Source organism: Faecalibacterium sp. 9 (assembly GCF_048320955.1).
GTDB lineage: Bacteria > Bacillota > Clostridia > Oscillospirales > Ruminococcaceae > Faecalibacterium > Faecalibacterium wellingii.
Genome location: NZ_JBLWGB010000001.1, coordinates 713,924 through 730,710 on the forward strand (window position 1 = coordinate 713,924; position 16,787 = coordinate 730,710).

General features: G+C 60.2%; 16 protein-coding genes. 14 read left to right on the top strand and 2 right to left on the bottom strand.

Features of this window, described 5'->3' with window-relative positions; translation table 11 throughout:
• Positions 1-27: 27 nt before the first annotated feature.
• On the top strand, positions 28-879 hold the full coding sequence (locus tag ACKXF9_RS03325) for a transketolase (protein ID WP_418265294.1): 852 nt from the start codon (positions 28-30) through the stop codon (positions 877-879).
• Position 880: 1 nt separating this feature from the next.
• A complete protein-coding gene (locus tag ACKXF9_RS03330; protein WP_339394559.1) occupies positions 881-1,828 on the top strand; it encodes a transketolase family protein in 948 nt (315 codons plus the stop codon).
• Positions 1,829-1,906: 78 nt separating this feature from the next.
• On the opposite strand, the gene ACKXF9_RS03335 is transcribed toward ACKXF9_RS03330, so the two are convergent.
• Positions 1,907-2,797, bottom strand: coding sequence for a LysR family transcriptional regulator (locus tag ACKXF9_RS03335; RefSeq protein WP_418265295.1), 891 nt, complete (start codon positions 2,795-2,797; stop codon positions 1,907-1,909).
• Positions 2,798-2,999: 202 nt separating this feature from the next.
• Between ACKXF9_RS03335 and ACKXF9_RS03340 the strand changes: the two genes are divergently transcribed.
• The 12 genes from ACKXF9_RS03340 (at position 3,000) to ACKXF9_RS03395 (ending at position 15,855) form a co-directional block, all read left to right on the top strand.
• Positions 3,000-5,063, top strand: a complete 2,064-nt coding sequence (locus ACKXF9_RS03340; RefSeq protein WP_418265296.1) for an FAD-binding protein — start codon at positions 3,000-3,002, stop codon at positions 5,061-5,063.
• A 169-nt stretch (positions 5,064-5,232) separates the two neighbouring features.
• Positions 5,233-5,541: a thioredoxin gene (gene trxA / locus ACKXF9_RS03345; RefSeq protein ID WP_249237783.1), complete on the top strand. Its 309-nt coding sequence runs from the start codon at positions 5,233-5,235 to the stop codon at positions 5,539-5,541.
• Between the two features lie 289 nt (positions 5,542-5,830).
• The gene (gene hisG, locus ACKXF9_RS03350) at positions 5,831-7,429 is read left to right on the top strand and encodes an ATP phosphoribosyltransferase (protein WP_418265297.1); all 1,599 of its coding nucleotides are present in this window, start codon (positions 5,831-5,833) and stop codon (positions 7,427-7,429) included.
• Entirely contained in the window at positions 7,426-8,703 is a 1,278-nt protein-coding gene (gene hisD / locus ACKXF9_RS03355; protein ID WP_418265298.1) for a histidinol dehydrogenase, read from the top strand. The genes hisG and hisD overlap by 4 nt, the downstream gene beginning before the upstream one ends.
• Positions 8,704-8,714: 11 nt before the next feature.
• Complete coding sequence (gene hisC / locus ACKXF9_RS03360) at positions 8,715-9,776, top strand: histidinol-phosphate transaminase (protein ID WP_418265299.1); 1,062 nt, start codon at positions 8,715-8,717, stop codon at positions 9,774-9,776.
• Positions 9,777-9,779: 3 nt separating this feature from the next.
• Positions 9,780-10,376, top strand: coding sequence for an imidazoleglycerol-phosphate dehydratase HisB (hisB, locus tag ACKXF9_RS03365; protein ID WP_118527613.1), 597 nt, complete (start codon positions 9,780-9,782; stop codon positions 10,374-10,376).
• Positions 10,373-10,981 (top strand): imidazole glycerol phosphate synthase subunit HisH, encoded by a 609-nt coding sequence (gene hisH, locus ACKXF9_RS03370; protein WP_418265300.1) that lies wholly within the window; start codon positions 10,373-10,375, stop codon positions 10,979-10,981. Before hisB ends, hisH begins: the two co-directional genes overlap by 4 nt.
• Before the next feature lie 180 nt (positions 10,982-11,161).
• A complete protein-coding gene (hisA, locus tag ACKXF9_RS03375) occupies positions 11,162-11,881 on the top strand; it encodes a 1-(5-phosphoribosyl)-5-[(5-phosphoribosylamino)methylideneamino]imidazole-4-carboxamide isomerase (RefSeq protein WP_348584328.1) in 720 nt (239 codons plus the stop codon).
• Between the two features lie 16 nt (positions 11,882-11,897).
• Positions 11,898-12,653 (top strand): imidazole glycerol phosphate synthase subunit HisF, encoded by a 756-nt coding sequence (gene hisF, locus ACKXF9_RS03380; protein WP_154260055.1) that lies wholly within the window; start codon positions 11,898-11,900, stop codon positions 12,651-12,653.
• Positions 12,654-12,792: 139 nt separating this feature from the next.
• Entirely contained in the window at positions 12,793-13,428 is a 636-nt protein-coding gene (gene hisIE / locus ACKXF9_RS03385) for a bifunctional phosphoribosyl-AMP cyclohydrolase/phosphoribosyl-ATP diphosphatase HisIE (protein WP_005943640.1), read from the top strand.
• Positions 13,429-13,435: 7 nt separating this feature from the next.
• Positions 13,436-14,260, top strand: a complete 825-nt coding sequence (locus tag ACKXF9_RS03390) for a histidinol-phosphatase HisJ family protein (protein WP_418265301.1) — start codon at positions 13,436-13,438, stop codon at positions 14,258-14,260.
• Between the two features lie 224 nt (positions 14,261-14,484).
• Complete coding sequence (locus ACKXF9_RS03395; RefSeq protein ID WP_418265302.1) at positions 14,485-15,855, top strand: MATE family efflux transporter; 1,371 nt, start codon at positions 14,485-14,487, stop codon at positions 15,853-15,855.
• 131 nt (positions 15,856-15,986) lie between these two features.
• Here ACKXF9_RS03395 and ACKXF9_RS03400 read toward each other — a convergent pair whose 3' ends face one another.
• Positions 15,987-16,622, bottom strand: coding sequence for a phosphoribosyltransferase (locus tag ACKXF9_RS03400; RefSeq protein WP_249237793.1), 636 nt, complete (start codon positions 16,620-16,622; stop codon positions 15,987-15,989).
• Between the last annotated feature and the right edge of the window lie 165 nt (positions 16,623-16,787).

The window sequence follows — 16,787 nt, forward strand, 5'->3', positions numbered from 1 at the left end:
ATCTGAGGTTCATACGGGAGGACCATCATGACAAATGCAGAAAAACTTACTCTGGCCAAGCACGCCTGCCACATCCGCATGGGCGTGATCGAGGGCACGCACAGCGCAAAGTGCGGCCATCCGGGCGGCAGTCTGGATATCGCCGAGCTGCTGAGCTACCTCTATTTTGTGGAAATGAACATTGACCCGAAGGACCCCAAGATGGCCGACCGCGACCGTCTGGTGCTGTCCAAGGGCCATGCTGCACCGGCACTGTATGCAGCGCTGGCAGAGCGCGGCTATTTCCCGGTGGAAGACCTCAAGACCCTGCGTAAGATCGGCAGCTATCTGCAGGGCCACCCCAATATGAACGAGACCCCGGGCGTGGATATGTCCACCGGCAGTCTGGGTCAGGGCATCTCTGCCGCCTGCGGCATGGCACTGGGCGCCAAGCACGCCGGCAAGCCCATCAACGTCTACACCATCGTGGGCGACGGCGAGGTGGAAGAGGGCGAGTGCTGGGAAGCCTTCATGTTTGCCGCACACTACGGCCTTTCCAACCTGTGCGTTGTGCTGGACCGCAACCATCTGCAGATCGACGGCACCACCGAGACCGTGATGAACAGCGCCCCGCTGGAAGAGAAGCTGAAGGCCTTCAACTTCAATGTCGTCACCATCGACGGCCACGACTACGACCAGATCGAAGCCGCCATGCAGGCGTTCCATGCAGAGACTGTAAAGCCCACCTGCATCATCATGGACACCACAAAGGGCAAGGGCGTTTCCTATATGACCAACTCTGTGGACTGGCACGGCAAGGGCCCCAACGATGACGAGTACAAGATCGCAATTGAGGAACTGAACGCCGCATACGCCGCGCTGGAGCAGGAGGAAAACTAAGATGGCAGATGTGAAGAAGATCGCTACCCGTGAAAGCTACGGCAACACCCTGAAGGAGCTGGCCGCAGAGGGCCACGAGGATCTGGTGGTGCTGGACGCAGACCTTGCCGCTGCCACCAAGACCGGCATGTTCCGCAAGGCTTACCCGGACCGTCACTTTGACTGCGGCATTGCCGAGGGCAACATGATGGGCGTGGCCGCGGGCCTGTCCACCATGGGCTATGTGCCCTTTGTTTCCAGCTTTGCCATGTTCGCCGCCGGCCGCGCCTTCGAGCAGGTGCGCAACTCCATCGGCTACCCCCACCTGAACGTGAAGATCGGTGCCACCCACGGCGGTATCTCGGTGGGCGAGGACGGTGCATCCCACCAGTGCTGTGAGGACTTTGCCCTCATGCGCAGCATCCCCGGCATGACCGTGATCTGCCCGGCGGACGATGTGGAGGCCCGCGCCGCTGTGCGTGCTGCCTACGAAATGGAAGGCCCCGTCTATCTGCGCTTTGGCCGTCTGGCCGTTCCTGTGTTCCACGACGCCGAAAACTATCACTTTGAGATCGGCAAGGGCGAGCAGATCACCGAGGGCAGCGACATTGCCATCATCGCCACCGGCCTGATGGTCAACGAAGCCCGCATGGCTGCGGAGCAGCTGGCCGCCGAGGGCATCCACGCCCGGGTCATCAACATCCACACCATCAAGCCTCTGGATGAGGAGATCGTCCTCAAGGCTGCAAAGGAGTGCGGCAAGGTCATCACCGCCGAGGAGCACAACGTCATCGGCGGTCTGGGCGAGGCCGTCTGCGCCGTGCTGAGCGAAAAGCTGCCCACTCCGGTGCGCCGCGTGGGCGTGCAGGACGTGTTCGGCTGCTCCGGCCCGGCATGGGACCTGCTGAAGTTCTACGGTCTGGATGCTGCCACCATCTGCAAGACTGCCCACGAAATGCTGGGCAAATAAAGCTGTCCGGAATATTATAAGAGCTGAGGGGCTGCTGCACGTTCGTTCAAAACGAGGTGCAGCAGCCCCTTTTTGCGTTCATTCTTCGCCCAGCAGCTTTGCACGGCTGGCGTATACAGCGGTAAATACCTCCCGCAGCCGTTGGATCTCGGGACGCGGGTCGTCCCGCAGGGTCAGCAGACAGGTGTCCGGCAACGGCAGCTGCAGCGGCAGATACCATGCCGCCGGAAAGGCCGGGTATTTCATCGGGCACAAGAACATGCCGCGCCCGGCAAGCAGATCGTTGTAAACACACTCGTAGTTTTCCACCATGTGCCAGCTTGGTGCGGAAAACGGCAGGCCGGGCTGAACAACGGCAAGATCCACCATTTCCTGATACAGCGGCTCATAAAACAGCTGCTGCCCGGCAAGATCGGCCAGCGCCAGAGTGCTGCGCCCTGTGAGCGGGTGCTCCGGCGATACGATCAGGTAAAAGGTGTTGTGCAGGATGGGGAGGCGCTCGATCTCCGGCTGCAGCGGCCCAAAGGGCAGATAGAGGGCTGCGTCTGCCTCGCTGCAGAGCATTTCGTGGGGGTTGCGTGACACGGGCCGAGTGTCCACCGCAAACTCATATCCCGGCAGCGCGGCGTGCAGCCGTGCCATCAGGATGGGATAAATGGGATCCCGCTGCAGCAGCACCGGCGGCAGGCGCAGGGTCAGCGTGCGCCGCCGGGCAAAGCCCTTCAGCGCGGTGCGGGCATTCAGGATGCTGCGATAGAGTCCCTCCGCCTGCGGCACAAAGGCCCGGCCCGCTTCGGTCAGCGCCACGCGGGTGGTGCTGCGCTCAAACAGGGCCAGATCCAGCTCTTTTTCCAGACTGCGGATCTGGTAGCTGAGGGCGGGCTGGGTGCAGTACAGCTCCCGGGCGGCTGTGGTAAAATTCAGGGTCCGGCTCACGGTGAGAAAACACAGCAGCTGGTGGTCGTTCATCCGAAAAAAGCTCCTTTCTGTGCAGGGAAAGATCCGTCTGCTCTCAGTATAACATGGCGGGAGACAGTTATAAACACTTTTTATCAGGGTGGCAAAATTTTTTTGTTTCCCTTTTACTTCGTTATATTTTATACTAAGTGCAGCGTGGGAAAAACTCCCGCAGAGACGAAGAGAAAATGATGAGAAGAAAGAGGAACTCCAAATGGAAAAGATCTCCCGCAAAGGCTTTTTGAAGGTCGCCGCCGCTGCCGCCATGAGCGGCGTCACCGCCGGTGCACTGGCTGCCTGCAACTCCGCAGCTTCTTCCAGCACCGCCGCTTCCGGCGATGCCATCTACACCGCCGGCACCTACACCGGCACGGCCACCGGCATCGGTGAGGTGAAGGTGACCATGACCTTCAGCGAGACCGCCATCACCGAGGTGGTCATCGATGCCTCCAACGAGACCGAGAGCATCGGCGGCGTGGCTGCACCCACCCTGCAGGAGGCCATCATGGCCGCACAGGGCACCGAGATCGACAACATCTCCGGTGCTACTGTTACCACCAACGCCGTCAAGAAGGCGGCTGCCAGCTGCATCGAGCAGGCCATGGGCGTCAAGGCAGACGGCGCAGACAGCTCCGCTGCCGCTTCGGAGAACGACTGGCTGGGCACCGAGCCGGAGATCGACGAGAGCAAGGTCACCAAGACGGTGGACGTGGATGTGGCCGTGGTGGGCTGCGGCATTGCCGGTGTGGCAGCCGTGCGCAGCATCGCCGAGGACGGCGGCAAGGTGGCAGCCTTTGAAAAGGCTGACGGTCCCCAGTGCCGCAGCGGCGAGTATGCCGTCATCAACGGCAATGTGCAGGCCAAGTGGGGCCGCAACACCTGGACCCGTGAGCAGATCGATGAGATCGTGGACTCTCACATGGTGGAAAGCACCTACCGCTGCAAGCGCTCCATTATGAGCAAGTGGGCCCACAACATCGGCGATGCCTTTGACTGGTGGGTGGAGGCAAACCCGGATCTGTACTACGCCGAGACCACCCGCAGCGCTATCCCTGACGAGAATGCAAACAACTTCCTGATCCCCATTTTCTACCCGCTGCCCGAGAACTACGACTGGAAGCAGGAGCGCTTCCCCTGCTACCCCACCTCCGTGGAGTTCCTGCCCAACCAGTCCGTCACCGTCAATGCCAACATGCAGAAGGCCGTTGACACCGGCAACGTGGACACCTTCTACGGCTGCTTTGTGGAAAAGCTCATCATGGAGGACGGCCGCTGCGTGGGCCTGTATGCCCGCGATGCTGCCACCGGCGAGTACATCAAGTGCAACGCCGCCAAGGGCGTCATCCTGTCCACCGGCGATTACTCCCAGAACACCAAGATGCTGCAGCATTTCTGCCCCGAAGTCATTGAGAACAACATCCAGTGCCTGTTCACCAACGTGGACGTGGAGGGCAGCTTCACCAATCAGGGCGACGGCATCCAGCTGGGCATGTGGGCAGGCGCTCAGGTGCAGCAGAGCCACGCACCCATGATCCACCATATGGGCGGCGGTGCCGACCTGTCCGGTGTGGGCGTCATGGGCAACGCAGGCTTCCTGAATCTGGATCTGAACGGCAAGCGCTTCATGAACGAGGACCTGCCCGGCCAGCAGCTGGAAAACCAGATCGAGCTGCAGAAGAACCGCGAGAGCTGGCAGATCTTCGACTCCAACTGGCCCCAGCAGCTGCCCTACATGCCCGCAGCCCACGGCGGTGCTTGCTACTATGAGGACTACGCCAGCGAGGCAGAGGGCCCCAAGAACAACACCACTTACCGCAACTACAAGAGCCCCTATCAGCTGGAGGCTGCTGTGGCCGATGGCCGCGCTGTCAAGGCCGACACGCTGGAAGAGCTGGTGGCAAAGATCTACCCGGATGACACCGCTGCCCAGCAGACCGCGCTGGAGTCCATCCAGCGCTACAACCAGCTGGCCAAGGACGGCTACGACGAGGACTTCCACAAGCCCGCATCCCGCATGTGGGCGCTGGAGAACGGCCCCTTCTACGCCGACAAGTTCACCACCGCCCTGCTGCTGGTCTGCATCGGCGGTCTGGAGAGCGACGAGAACTGCCACACCTTCGACGCCGACCGCAATGTGATCCCCGGCCTGTATGTGGCAGGCAACGTGCAGGGCAACCGCTTTGCCACCGAGTACCCCATCGGCCTGAAGGGCGTCAGCCACTCCATGGCCATGTACTACGGCTACGTTGCCGGCAAGAACGCCATGCAGGAAGTCTGAGCCTGACAGCACAATAACATAACCATTCCCCGCCCGGAGCAGTATTCTTTCTTCCTGCTCCGGGCTTTTTTGCGCCCCAATGTGACCCGGTTACGGAAAAGCCCCGGCATTTGGGGTATACTGATGCCATAAGAACAACCACGAACGAACCCTTTCAGGAGGTAGAAATATGGCAGTTGTTACGATCACGAAGGAAAATTTTGAGCAGGAGGTGCTGCAGAGCACAAAGCCCGTCCTGCTGGATTTCTGGGCCAGCTGGTGCGGCCCCTGCCGCATGCTCAGCCCCATCGTGGACGAGGTAGCCGAGGAGCGCACCGATGTGAAGGTGGGCAAGGTGAATGTGGACGAACAGCCGGAGCTGGCCGGGGAGTTCGGCGTCATGAGCATCCCCACCCTGCTGGTGTTTGAGCAGGGCAAGCTGGTGCGTCAGGCTGTGGGTGCCCGCCCGAAGGCCGGTGTGCTGGACCTGCTGGGATAAAATCTGCCTGAAAAGGAGCTGCTGCATTCGGTGCGGCGGCTCCTTTTTTCCTGCCCTCTGTACAAACGCACAGAAAAATCATGTTATAAAACAGAAAACACTGGCACTTTCCTACTTTACAACTTTATCTTGATAAAGTAAAATAATAATAGAACCAATTCCGTATGGAAAAGGCGCGGAGGTGCCGCGCAAAGGAGCGCCGGGCAGTGGGGTCCGGCGGATGGGATAGAGGAGTCGAAAAGTGCCGGAGAACGCCGGCGATGGATGTAAGAAACAGGGGGAACCGACGATGGAATTCAGCCTTGCAAACCTGCAGCCCAAGGAGCGCGCCTCCTTTGCGCTGCGCGCCTTGTACGAAGCGGCGGGCTGCCGCAAGTACCACATGGGCCGCTTTGAGGAGTACGGCCTGTATCAGGAGAACCGCAGCTTCCTCTCGTCCGAGCAGGTCATCACCTTCACCGATCTGGACGGCCGTCTGCTGGCCCTCAAGCCGGACGTGACCCTCTCCATTGCCAAGACGGCGCAGCCCGCCCCCGGCGAGACCCTGCGCTACTACTATCACGAGAATGTCTACCGCCCTTCCGCCGAGAGCCACACCTTTAAAGAGATCAGCCAGATGGGCCTTGAGATGCTGGGCGCGGTGGGCGAAGCACAGGTGCAGCAGGCGGTGTGTCTGGCGGCGCGGTCGCTGGATGCGCTGGGGGCCGAGTGGGTGCTGGAAGTGAGCCACATGGGCTACCTGTTCGGCCTGTTCGACGCGCTGGGCGTGCCGGATGCCGCCCGCGCAAAGCTGCTGGAAAAGCTGCGGGAGAAAAACGCCCACGAGCTGCGGGCCGCCGCCGGAGCTGCCGGTCTTGCCGATGCCGCCGCCGACATCCTGTGCAGTGTGCTGAGCCTCTGCGGCAGCTATGCCGATACCCTTGCAAAGGCCGCTGCCCTGTGCCGCAATGACGCCATGCGCGCGGCTGTGGCCGAGCTGGAAGCGCTGGCTGTGCCGCTGGAAAAGGCGGGCGGCGTCATCCGGCTGGACATGACCCTGGCCGGTGAGATGGAATACTACAACGGCCTTGTGTTTCAGGGTTATCTGAAAGCCCTGCCCCGCCCCCTGCTCAAGGGCGGCCGCTACGACCTGCTGATGCAGAAGTTCACCCCCGGTGCCGGTGCCATCGGCTTTGCGGTCTATCTGGACGAGCTGGACCGCCTGAGCGCCCCGCTGCCGCCGGTGCAGAAGAACAGCACCGACAGGGTGATGCTGAACGTGGCCCTGCCCAAGGGCCGTCTGGGTGATAAGGTGTATCATCTGCTGGCGGGCATCGGCTACGGCTGCCCGGAGGACTACAACGCCACCCGCAAGCTGGTGGTGGAAAACCCGGAGGCCGGCATCCGCTACTTCCTCGTCAAGCCCAGCGACGTTGCCATCTATGTGGAGCACGGTGCCGCCGATGTGGGCATCGTGGGAAAGGACATCCTCACCGAGGCTTCTGCCGATGTGTACGAGCTGCTGGACACCGGCCTTGGCAAATGCCGCATGTGCGTTGCCGCCCCGGCCGATTACCAAGACGACCCCAGCCGCCCGGTGCGGGTGGCCACCAAATTCGTCAGCATCGCAAAGAGCTATTACGCATCCATGGGGCGGGACATCGATATCATCAAGCTGAACGGCTCCATTGAGCTGGCCCCCATTCTGGGCCTTTCGGACGTCATCGTGGATATCGTGGAGACCGGCACCACCCTGCGGGAGAACGGCCTGAAGGTGGTCACCGAGTTCATGCCCATCTCGGCCCGGTTCATTGCCAACAAGGCCAGCTACCAGTTCAAGCACGCCGAAATGGACACCATGCTGGAAAAGCTGCGGGCGGAACTGCAGAACAAGGAGGAAGCAAAATGATCAAGCTGTATAACTTTGACGAGCTCAGGCCCGAAGAGATTTTGAACCGCGACATCCGCGCGGAAAAGAACGTGGAGGACGTGGTGGACGGCATCATTGCCGATGTGCGCGCCCGGGGCGATGAAGCCCTGAAGGATTACGCGCTGAAATTTGACGGTGCAAAGATCGATGCCCTGCAGGTGACGCAGGAGGAGATCGACGAGGCCTTTGCGGGCATGGACCCCTACTTCCTCGAGACCCTGCGCGAAGCCGCCGCCAACATCGAGAGCTTCCACCGCCAGCAGGTGCACAAGAATTTTATGGTGAACGACAAGCCCGGCATCGTGCTGGGCCAGAAATATACCCCCATTGAAAAGGCCGGTGTCTATGTGCCCGGCGGCACGGCGGCCTATCCCTCCACCGTGCTCATGGACGTGATCCCGGCAAAGGTGGCAGGCGTGTCCGAGATCGTCATGACCACCCCCGCCGGAAAGGACGGCAGGGTGAACCCGGTCATCCTTGCCGCCGCTGCCACCGCAGGCGTGACCAAGATCTTCAAGACCGGCGGCGCACAGGCCGTGGCGGCTCTCGCCTACGGCACCCAGAGCATCCCCGCGGTGGATAAGATCGTTGGCCCCGGCAACATCTACGTTGCCACCGCCAAGCGCAAGGTGTTCGGCAAGGTAGGCATCGATATGATCGCCGGCCCCAGCGAGATTCTGGTGCTGGCCGACGGCGGCTGCAACCCCGCATGGGTGGCGGCGGACCTGCTGAGTCAGGCCGAGCACGACAAACTGGCAAGCCCCGTTCTCGTCACTGACAGCCCGGAGCTGGCCAAGGCCGTGCAGGCGGAGCTGGAGGTGCAGATTCCGCAGCTGCCCCGTGCCGCCATCGCCCGCGCCAGCGTGGACGACAACGGCAAGATCATCCTCTGCACCGACCTGCACAAGGCCATCGAGGCCTGCAACATCATTGCACCGGAACATCTGGAAGTGTGCGTGGAGGACCCCTTCGGTGTGCTGAACGAGATCAAAAACGCAGGCAGCATCTTCCTTGGCCGCAACGTGCCGGAAGCGCTGGGCGATTACTTTGCAGGCCCCAACCACACCCTGCCCACCAGCGGCACCGCCCGCTTCTCCAGTCCCTTGGGCGTAGACGACTTTGTAAAGAAGTCCAGCTTCCTCTACTACACCCGGGAAGCGCTGGGCGAGGTAGCCCCCCGCATCGCCGATTTTGCCGAGCGCGAGGGCCTGCACGCCCACGCCCGCAGCGTGACCATCCGGTACGAAAAGTGAGGATTTGAACCATGAGTAAATTCCTTTCTCCCACGCTGGCCGCTGTCACCCCCTACACCCCGGGTGAGCAGCCGCAGGATCAGCAGTACATCAAACTGAACACCAACGAAAGCCCCTATCTGCCCTCCCCGGCGGTGATCGCCGCCGTGAGCGAGCACGAGGTGGAAAAGCTGCGCCTTTACTCCGACCCCGCCTGTGCCGACCTGCTCAAGGCGGCCGCAGCCCACTTCGGTTTGCAGCCGGAGCAGATCATGCCCGGCAATGGCAGCGACGAGAACCTCTTCTTTGCGCTGCGTGCCTTCTGCGATGCAGACCACCCGCTGGCCTATGCCGACATCACCTACGGCTGCTACGGTGTGTGGTGTGGGCTGATGCACATTCCCAGCCACATCATCCCGCTGAAAGAGGATTTCACCCTTGACCCGAAGGATTACTACGGCCTGAACCAGACCATCGTCCTTGCAAACCCCAACGCCCCCACCGGCATTGCACTGCCCCGGGCGGAAATTGAGGGCATCCTGAAAGCGAACCCGAACAACGTGGTCATTGTGGACGAGGCCTATGTGGACTTTGGCGGCGAGAGCTGCGTGCCCCTCATCGACCAGTACGAGAACCTGCTGGTGGTGCAGACCTTTTCCAAGTCCCGGCAGCTGGCCGGTGCGCGTCTGGGTCTGGCCATGGGCAATGCAAAGCTCATTGCCGACCTGAACCGGGTCAAGTTCAGCCTGAACCCCTACAACATCAACCGCCTGACCCTGAAGGCCGGGCAGGCCGCGCTGGAAGACACCGCTTATTTTGACAGGACCCGCGCCGCCATCGTGGACACCCGCGCATGGACAAAACAGCAGCTGGAACAGCGGGGCTTTGCCGTGCTGGACAGCCGCTCCAACTTCCTGTTTGCAAGTACTGACCGGAAAGACGGCGGAACACTCTACAAAAAGTTGAAGAAAAATGGCATTCTGGTGCGCCATTTTGACGCGCCCCGCATCCAGAACTGGCTGCGCATCACCATTGGCGCATCGGAACAGATGAAGATATTCGTGAACACACTGGATAAGATCATGGAGGAATGAACCATGCCGAACCGAATGATCTCGCTGGAACGCAACACCAATGAGACCCAGATCGACCTGACCCTTGATCTGGACGGCACCGGCCGCTATGAGGTGGACACCGGGTGCGGCTTTCTGAACCACATGCTGGAGCTGTTCGCCCGCCATGGCCGTTTTGACTTAGTGCTCACCTGCCACGGCGATGTGCAGGTGGACTACCACCACACCACCGAGGATGTGGGCATTGCGCTGGGGCAGGCCTTTGCACGGGCACTGGGCGATATGCGCGGCATCCAGCGCTACGGCAGCTTCTACCTGCCCATGGACGAAGCACTGATTTTGTGCGCCGTCGATCTTTCGGGCCGCTGCACCCTGAACTGGGACGTCCATTGCAGCACCGAAAAGGTAGGCGATTTTGACGTGGAGTGCGCCAAGGAATTCTGGCTGGGCTTTGCCCGCAGCGTGCCCGCCACTGTCCACTTTGTACAATTTGCGGGAGAAAATACCCACCACATCCTTGAGGCCTGCTTCAAGGGCGCAGGCCATGCGCTGGGCGCGGCCGTGAAGATCGACGAAGCTCACAAGGACGAGATCCCTTCCACGAAAGGACTGCTGGTATGATCGCAATTATCGATTACGGCGTGGGCAACCTGTTCAGCCTGAAGTCCAGCCTGAAGCAGCTGGGGCTGGAAGCCGTTGTGACTGCGGACGCGGACACCATCCGCAAAGCCGACCGGCTGATCCTGCCGGGCGTGGGCGCTTTTGCCGACGCCATGGCAAAGCTGGAGGCAACGGGCCTTGTGCCGGTGATCCGGGCCGAAGCCGAAAAGAAGCCGCTGCTGGGCATCTGCCTCGGGATGCAGCTGCTGTTTGAAAAGAGCTACGAGTACGGTGAGCACAAAGGCCTTGGCTTTGTGAAGGGCGAGGTCTGCCCGCTGGAGCCCGACCTTACGGACAAGAGCCTGAAGGTGCCGCAGATCGGCTGGAACGCCTTGCACATTGTAAAGGACGACCCGCTGTTCCAGTACATCCGTGAGGGCGAATACGTCTATTACGTCCACAGTTACTACGGCAAGAACTGCGCCGAAAGCACGCTGGCCGTGAGCGATTATTCCATTCCGGTCACCGGCGCGGTGCGGGCAGGCAGGGTGTACGGCACCCAGTTCCACCCGGAAAAGAGCGGTGACACCGGACTGAGGATCTTGAAGGCGTTTGCGGAGCTATAAGGAAGCACCCTCATCAGGCTCAGCCTGCGGCTTCGCCAGCTTCCCCCGACTGGGGGAAGCCTTCAGGACGCTGCCGATCTCGGAAAAGCCTTCCCCCGGACGGGGGAAGGTGGCTGCGAACAAAGTGAGCAGACGAATGAGGGCGCACCGCAAGCAGAACACAACAGAGGAGAAACAACTATGCAGCTATTTCCAGCCATTGACCTGCGGGGCGGCAAAGTGGTGCGTCTGACGCAGGGCGACTACGACCGCATGACCGTCTACGGCGAGGACCCCTGCGCACAGGCGCGGGAGTTCCTTGCGGCGGGTGCCAAAAACCTTCATGTCGTTGATCTGGACGGCGCAAAGGACGGCACCCTTTCCAACTACGATACCATTGCCGCGCTGGCAAAGCAGGGCGGTTTGTACATTGAGGTGGGCGGCGGCATCCGCACCGAGGAACGCATTGAAACATATCTCTCCCTCGGCGTGGGCCGCTGCATTCTGGGCAGCGTGGCGGTGACGGATTTTGACTTTACCGCCCGGATGCTGCAGAAATACGGCGATAAAATTGCCGTGGGTGTGGACGCAAAGGACGGCTATGTGGCCATCCATGGCTGGAAGGAGGTAAGCCGGGAGCCGGGCGTGGACTTCTGCAGGCGTCTGGCCGCCGCCGGATGCACCGCCATCATCTACACGGACATTGCCTGCGACGGTGCCATGAAGGGCACCAATCTGGGCCTGTACCGCCAGCTGGCAGAGGAAGTGCCCGGCGTAGCCTTTACGGCCAGCGGCGGCATCTCGTCCGAAGCAGAGCTTCTGGAACTGAAAAAAATGGGCACTGCCGCTGCCATTTTGGGCAAGAGCCTGTACACCGGCGCACTGGACCTTGCGCGCTGCGTGCAGCTGGTACAGGAGTGAACGGAGGGGAAACGACATGATCACCAAACGCATTATTCCCTGCCTTGATGTGCGCAATGGCCGCGTGGTCAAGGGCACGAACTTTGAAGGCATCCGGGACGTGGCCGACCCGGTGGAAATGGCCCGCATGTACAACGCTGCCGGTGCAGATGAACTTGTGTTCTACGATATCACCGCCAGCTTCGAGGGCCGGGCACTGTTCACGGATATCCTGACCCGCGTCGCCAGCGAAATTTTTATCCCGCTCACGGTGGGCGGCGGCATCAATACGCTGGAAGACTTCGACCGGGTGCTCAAGTGCGGTGCGGACAAGGTCAGCGTCAACTCGGGCGCATTGAAGGACCCCGGCCTCATCCCGGCGGCGGCACAGCGTTACGGCAACCAGTGTGTGGTGCTCTCTGCCGATGTGAAGCGGGTGGACGGCCAGTTCCGGGTGTTCGCCAAGGGCGGGCGCGAGGACACCGGCCGGGATGCACTGGACTGGATCAGCTGGTGCGTGGATCACGGTGCGGGCGAGATCTGCCTGAACAGCATCGATACCGACGGTGTGCGCAGCGGCTTCGACCTTGAGATGCTGGATGCGGTTGCGGCGCGGGTGAACGTGCCCATCATTGCCAGCGGCGGCGCAGGCAAAAAGGAAGACTTTCTGGAGCTGTTCCACCACAAGGGCATCGATGCAGGTCTTGCCGCGGGCATCTTCCACCAGAAGCTGCTGACCATCCGGGATCTGAAGGAATACCTCAACGCAAACGGCGTGGAGATGCGGCTGTAACGCCGGGGTATTTCTCCCCGGCGCGGGGAAAAGCCGTAACGCGAAACTGGATTTCCGCAAAAACAATCCGCAAACTCTTGCGTTTGCGCACCGAATACGCTAAACTAGTAATATCCCCATCCGGGGAGGGAGAACCGTTATGAATCTGAAATTTGATGAAAAGGGCCTGATCCCTGCCATCGTGCAGGACCACTACACCAAAGAGGTGCTCACCCTCGCTTACATGAACGCCGAGACGCTGGCACTCACCATCGCCGAGGGCCGCACCGTGTTCTGGAGCCGCAGCCGTCAGGAGATCTGGCGCAAGGGCGAGACCAGCGGCAATGTGCAGCGGGTGGTGTCCATCACCGCAGACTGCGACGCAGATGCACTGGTGGTGGAAGTGGTCAAATCCGGCCCCGCCTGCCACACCGGCGCCGAGAGCTGCTTCTTCAACGAAGTATACGTCTCGCCGGAGCTGAAGCAGTTCAGCTGGCAGGGCCTGTACCAGCTCATCAAGGGCCGCAAGGATAGCCCCAAGGAGGGCAGCTACACCACCTACCTGTTCGAGAAGGGCAAGGAGAAGATCCTGAAAAAGGTGGGCGAAGAGTGCACCGAGGTCATCATTGCGGGCGAAAAAGAGGATAAGGAAGAAACCGTTTACGAGATCAGCGATCTTGCCTACCATGTTCTGGTGCTGATGGTCAGCGCCGGCATCACGGTGGAGGATGTGACCCGTGAACTGGAAAAACGTCACGTCATTGACCACAAGGTCAAACAGGAAAGGATGCAGTGAATTATCTATGGCAGATTATAAGAAGTCCAGTGTCCATTGCCACTCCACCATGTGCGATGGCAAAAATACCTTGCAGGATATGGCAAGTGCTGCGTGTGCGCAGGGCTTGACCACGCTGGGCTTCACCGGCCATAGCTACACCCAGCGCGACCGCGAATACTGCATGAGCCCCAGCCGCACCGCCCAGTACAAGGCCACCATCGCAAAGCTCAAGGCCGAGTACAAGGGCAAGGTGGATATCCTGTGCGGCATCGAGTGGGATATCCTGAGCGAGGACAAGCGCACCGGCTACGATTACTGGATCGGCAGCGCACACCACCTGTACGGCAAGAACACCGGCAAGTATTACGAGATCGATTTCCGCCCGCAGGACCTGTGGGACTGCATCAACGATGATTTTGACGCAGACCCCCTTGCCGCTGTGGAAGCCTACTTTGCCGAGGTGGAAAAGGTTGCTGCCCTCAAGCCGGATATTCTGGCCCACATCGACCTGATCAAGAAGCTGAATGCCAACGGCGAGTTCTTCGACGAAGAGTCGCCCCGCTACAAGGCCGCTGCCCTCAAGGCCCTGCAGGCCGCAAAGGCAAACGACTGCCTGCTGGAAGTGAACACCGGCGGCGTGTACCGCGGCTACCGCAAGGACTTCTACCCCGGCCCGTGGCTGCTGGGCGAGTGGCAGAAGATGGGCGGCAAGGTCATCATCACTTCTGATTCTCATGATATCAACAGCCTGACCTTCGGCTTTGACGAAGCTGCCGCCGCCATCAAGGCTGCAGGCTTTACCAGTGTGCAGGTGCTCACCGGCAGCGGCTTTGAGACGCAGGAGCTGTAATGATTTAGAATTGCCTCCGCTTGCGCTCTGGCAATAAATAGCGGAAAATTGGTTTATCTTTGCAAATCTGGAAAATCTGCGGATTTTCCAGATTTGTCTTTTCACGAGAAGAGCCCGTGCGGGCAGCTTCATCGGAAAAAGCAACAGCATCACACGGCAAAACAAGGGGCTGACTTTTGTGCAGTCCCTTGTTTGCGGTAAAAATAGAACTTTGGAGGAACCCTATGACCCACGCGCAGCCCCAAAAGAAAAGTTTATGGAACATGAATGTGGACCTGATGCACGGGCCTATTTTAAAAAGCCTGCTGCTCTTCATGCTGCCCATTCTGGTTTCCAATCTGTTCCAGCAGCTCTACAACACGGTGGATACCATGATCGTGGGCAATGTGCTGGGCGACACGGCCCTTGCCGCCATTGGCTCCTGCGGCTCCATCTACGAGCTTCTGGTGGGCTTTGGCATCGGCATCGGCAACGGCCTTGCCATCGTTGCGGCGCGCTCCTACGGCGCACAGGACGAAGACCTGCTCAAGCGCACCGTGACCGGCTCCATCGTCATTGGGCTGATCGCATCGCTGGTCATCACGGCGGCGGGCTTTTTGGGGCTGCGTCCCCTGCTGCAGCTGCTGGACACCCCGGCAGAGATCCTGGAGGAGGCCTACAGCTACATCATCGTCATTGATCTTGGCGTGATCGTCATGTTCCTGTACAACCTGTGCGCCGGTCTGCTGCGCGCCATCGGCAACAGCGTGATGCCGCTGGTGTTCCTGCTCATAAGCTCGGCGCTGAACGTGGGGCTGGATCTGTGGTTCATTGCGGGTGTTGGCATGGGCGTGCGGGGCGCAGCGGTGGCAACGGTCATTGCACAGGGCATTTCGGTGGTGCTGTGCATCCTGTATGTGCTGGCAAAGGTGCGCATCCTCATCCCGGAGAAGAAGCACCTTGCCGTGGGCTCCCATCTCTATTGGGAGCTGTTCAGCCAGAGCATTTCCATGGGCCTGATGAGCAGCATCGTCTCGGCGGGCTCTGTGGTGCTGCAGTACGGCATCAACGGTCTGGGCACCCTGACCATCGCAGGCCACACCGCCGCCCGTAAGCTGTTCGCCTTTACGGATATGCCGCTGATCTCCATGGCGAATGCAGGCTCTACCTTCGTCTCTCAGAACCGCGGCGCAAACCAGCCGGACCGTGTGCGCAGGGGAATGCGGCAGATGTATCTGTATTCCGTGGCGGTGATGATCGCGGCGGTCTTCCTGATGAAGTTTGGCGCAGAATGGATGGTGCGGCTCATCTCCGGCTCCACGGAGCCCATCGTGTTGGAAAACGGTGCGCGGTACCTGCTGTGGAACGCACCGTTCTATGCGGTGCTGGGGGTGCTGCTGTGCACCCGCTACGCGCTGCAGAGCCTTGGCCAGAAGGTCCTGCCGTTGTTCTCCAGCGTGATCGAGCTGGTGGGCAAGGTGATCTTTGTGCTGGTGTTCATCCCGAAATTCCAGTACAATGCGGTCATCCTGTGCGAGCCCATCATCTGGTGCTTCATGGCGCTGTATCTGGTGCTGGTGTATCTGCACGAGCCCTTTGTGTTCCCGAAAAAATAACCCTCTCAGTCATCGCTGCGCGATGCCAGCTCTCCCGAAAGGGAGAGCTTTTTGCATTTTACGGGAAGCACAAAGAAAGCTCCCCCTTTCGGGGGAGCTGGATGCGAACGAAGTGAGCAGACTGAGAGGGGTTACAGCGCCGAATAGCCAAAGCTGTTCACCAGCGCATCGATGTGCTGACCGGCCTTGCACATGGGGCAGTCGCGGCTGTCGAAGCTGGCGTAGTCCGGCAGGCTGGAGGGGTCAAAGATGGAGGTGACCTCATAGCCCATGCACTCGTGGGTGGTGGCGAAGATGGCGGAAAGGCCCGCCACCATGCCGCCGTAGTAGTTCACGGCTTCCACAGCGGCCTGCACGGTGTAGCCGGTGGTGAGGGAAGCGGCCAGAATGAGCACATGCTTGCCCTTGACCATGGGGGCCAGATTGTCGCGCAGAATGATCTGACTGCCGGTGGTGTACTCCGGTGTGATGACATAGATGGTCTGGTGGGCGTTCATGTTGGCAAAGCCGTCCTTGGTCAGCTCGTTGGCAAGGCAGGTGCCGATGACCTGCGTGCCGTCCAGACAGAGCACGGTATCCACGATGGTACTGTGCTGGTAGGCGGAAACCAGCTCCTTTGCCACGGCTCTGGCCTCGGAAAGACGGGACTTCTGGGTAGTGACGTCGATGTAATAGTTGATATGGCTGTGGCTGGTAGCAAAGTGGCCCTTTGCCACGCGCAGGAACAAGTCGCTTTTCTTGGTGGGAAGCTTTACCATGTTGATCATCGAAACAGCACTCCTTTTTTCAGGTTCTTCGGGTCGCCCCTCAAATGCAAAAAGCACCGCATCCCTGCGATGCTCTTTCACGTTTTCATATCCCTATTGTACCGAAAAACGGCCCTGTGCACAAGGCACAAAACAACTAAAATGTCTTGGCTGTTTTACAGCATA

Coding starts and splice junctions, on each gene's coding strand:
- ACKXF9_RS03325 (WP_418265294.1), top strand. CDS start 28: ATGACAAATGCAGAAAAACTTACTCTGGCCAAGCACGCCTGCCACATC.
- ACKXF9_RS03330 (WP_339394559.1), top strand. CDS start 881: ATGGCAGATGTGAAGAAGATCGCTACCCGTGAAAGCTACGGCAACACC.
- ACKXF9_RS03335 (WP_418265295.1), bottom strand. CDS start 2,797: ATGAACGACCACCAGCTGCTGTGTTTTCTCACCGTGAGCCGGACCCTG.
- ACKXF9_RS03340 (WP_418265296.1), top strand. CDS start 3,000: ATGGAAAAGATCTCCCGCAAAGGCTTTTTGAAGGTCGCCGCCGCTGCC.
- trxA (WP_249237783.1), top strand. CDS start 5,233: ATGGCAGTTGTTACGATCACGAAGGAAAATTTTGAGCAGGAGGTGCTG.
- hisG (WP_418265297.1), top strand. CDS start 5,831: ATGGAATTCAGCCTTGCAAACCTGCAGCCCAAGGAGCGCGCCTCCTTT.
- hisD (WP_418265298.1), top strand. CDS start 7,426: ATGATCAAGCTGTATAACTTTGACGAGCTCAGGCCCGAAGAGATTTTG.
- hisC (WP_418265299.1), top strand. CDS start 8,715: ATGAGTAAATTCCTTTCTCCCACGCTGGCCGCTGTCACCCCCTACACC.
- hisB (WP_118527613.1), top strand. CDS start 9,780: ATGCCGAACCGAATGATCTCGCTGGAACGCAACACCAATGAGACCCAG.
- hisH (WP_418265300.1), top strand. CDS start 10,373: ATGATCGCAATTATCGATTACGGCGTGGGCAACCTGTTCAGCCTGAAG.
- hisA (WP_348584328.1), top strand. CDS start 11,162: ATGCAGCTATTTCCAGCCATTGACCTGCGGGGCGGCAAAGTGGTGCGT.
- hisF (WP_154260055.1), top strand. CDS start 11,898: ATGATCACCAAACGCATTATTCCCTGCCTTGATGTGCGCAATGGCCGC.
- hisIE (WP_005943640.1), top strand. CDS start 12,793: ATGAATCTGAAATTTGATGAAAAGGGCCTGATCCCTGCCATCGTGCAG.
- ACKXF9_RS03390 (WP_418265301.1), top strand. CDS start 13,436: ATGGCAGATTATAAGAAGTCCAGTGTCCATTGCCACTCCACCATGTGC.
- ACKXF9_RS03395 (WP_418265302.1), top strand. CDS start 14,485: ATGACCCACGCGCAGCCCCAAAAGAAAAGTTTATGGAACATGAATGTG.
- ACKXF9_RS03400 (WP_249237793.1), bottom strand. CDS start 16,622: ATGATCAACATGGTAAAGCTTCCCACCAAGAAAAGCGACTTGTTCCTG.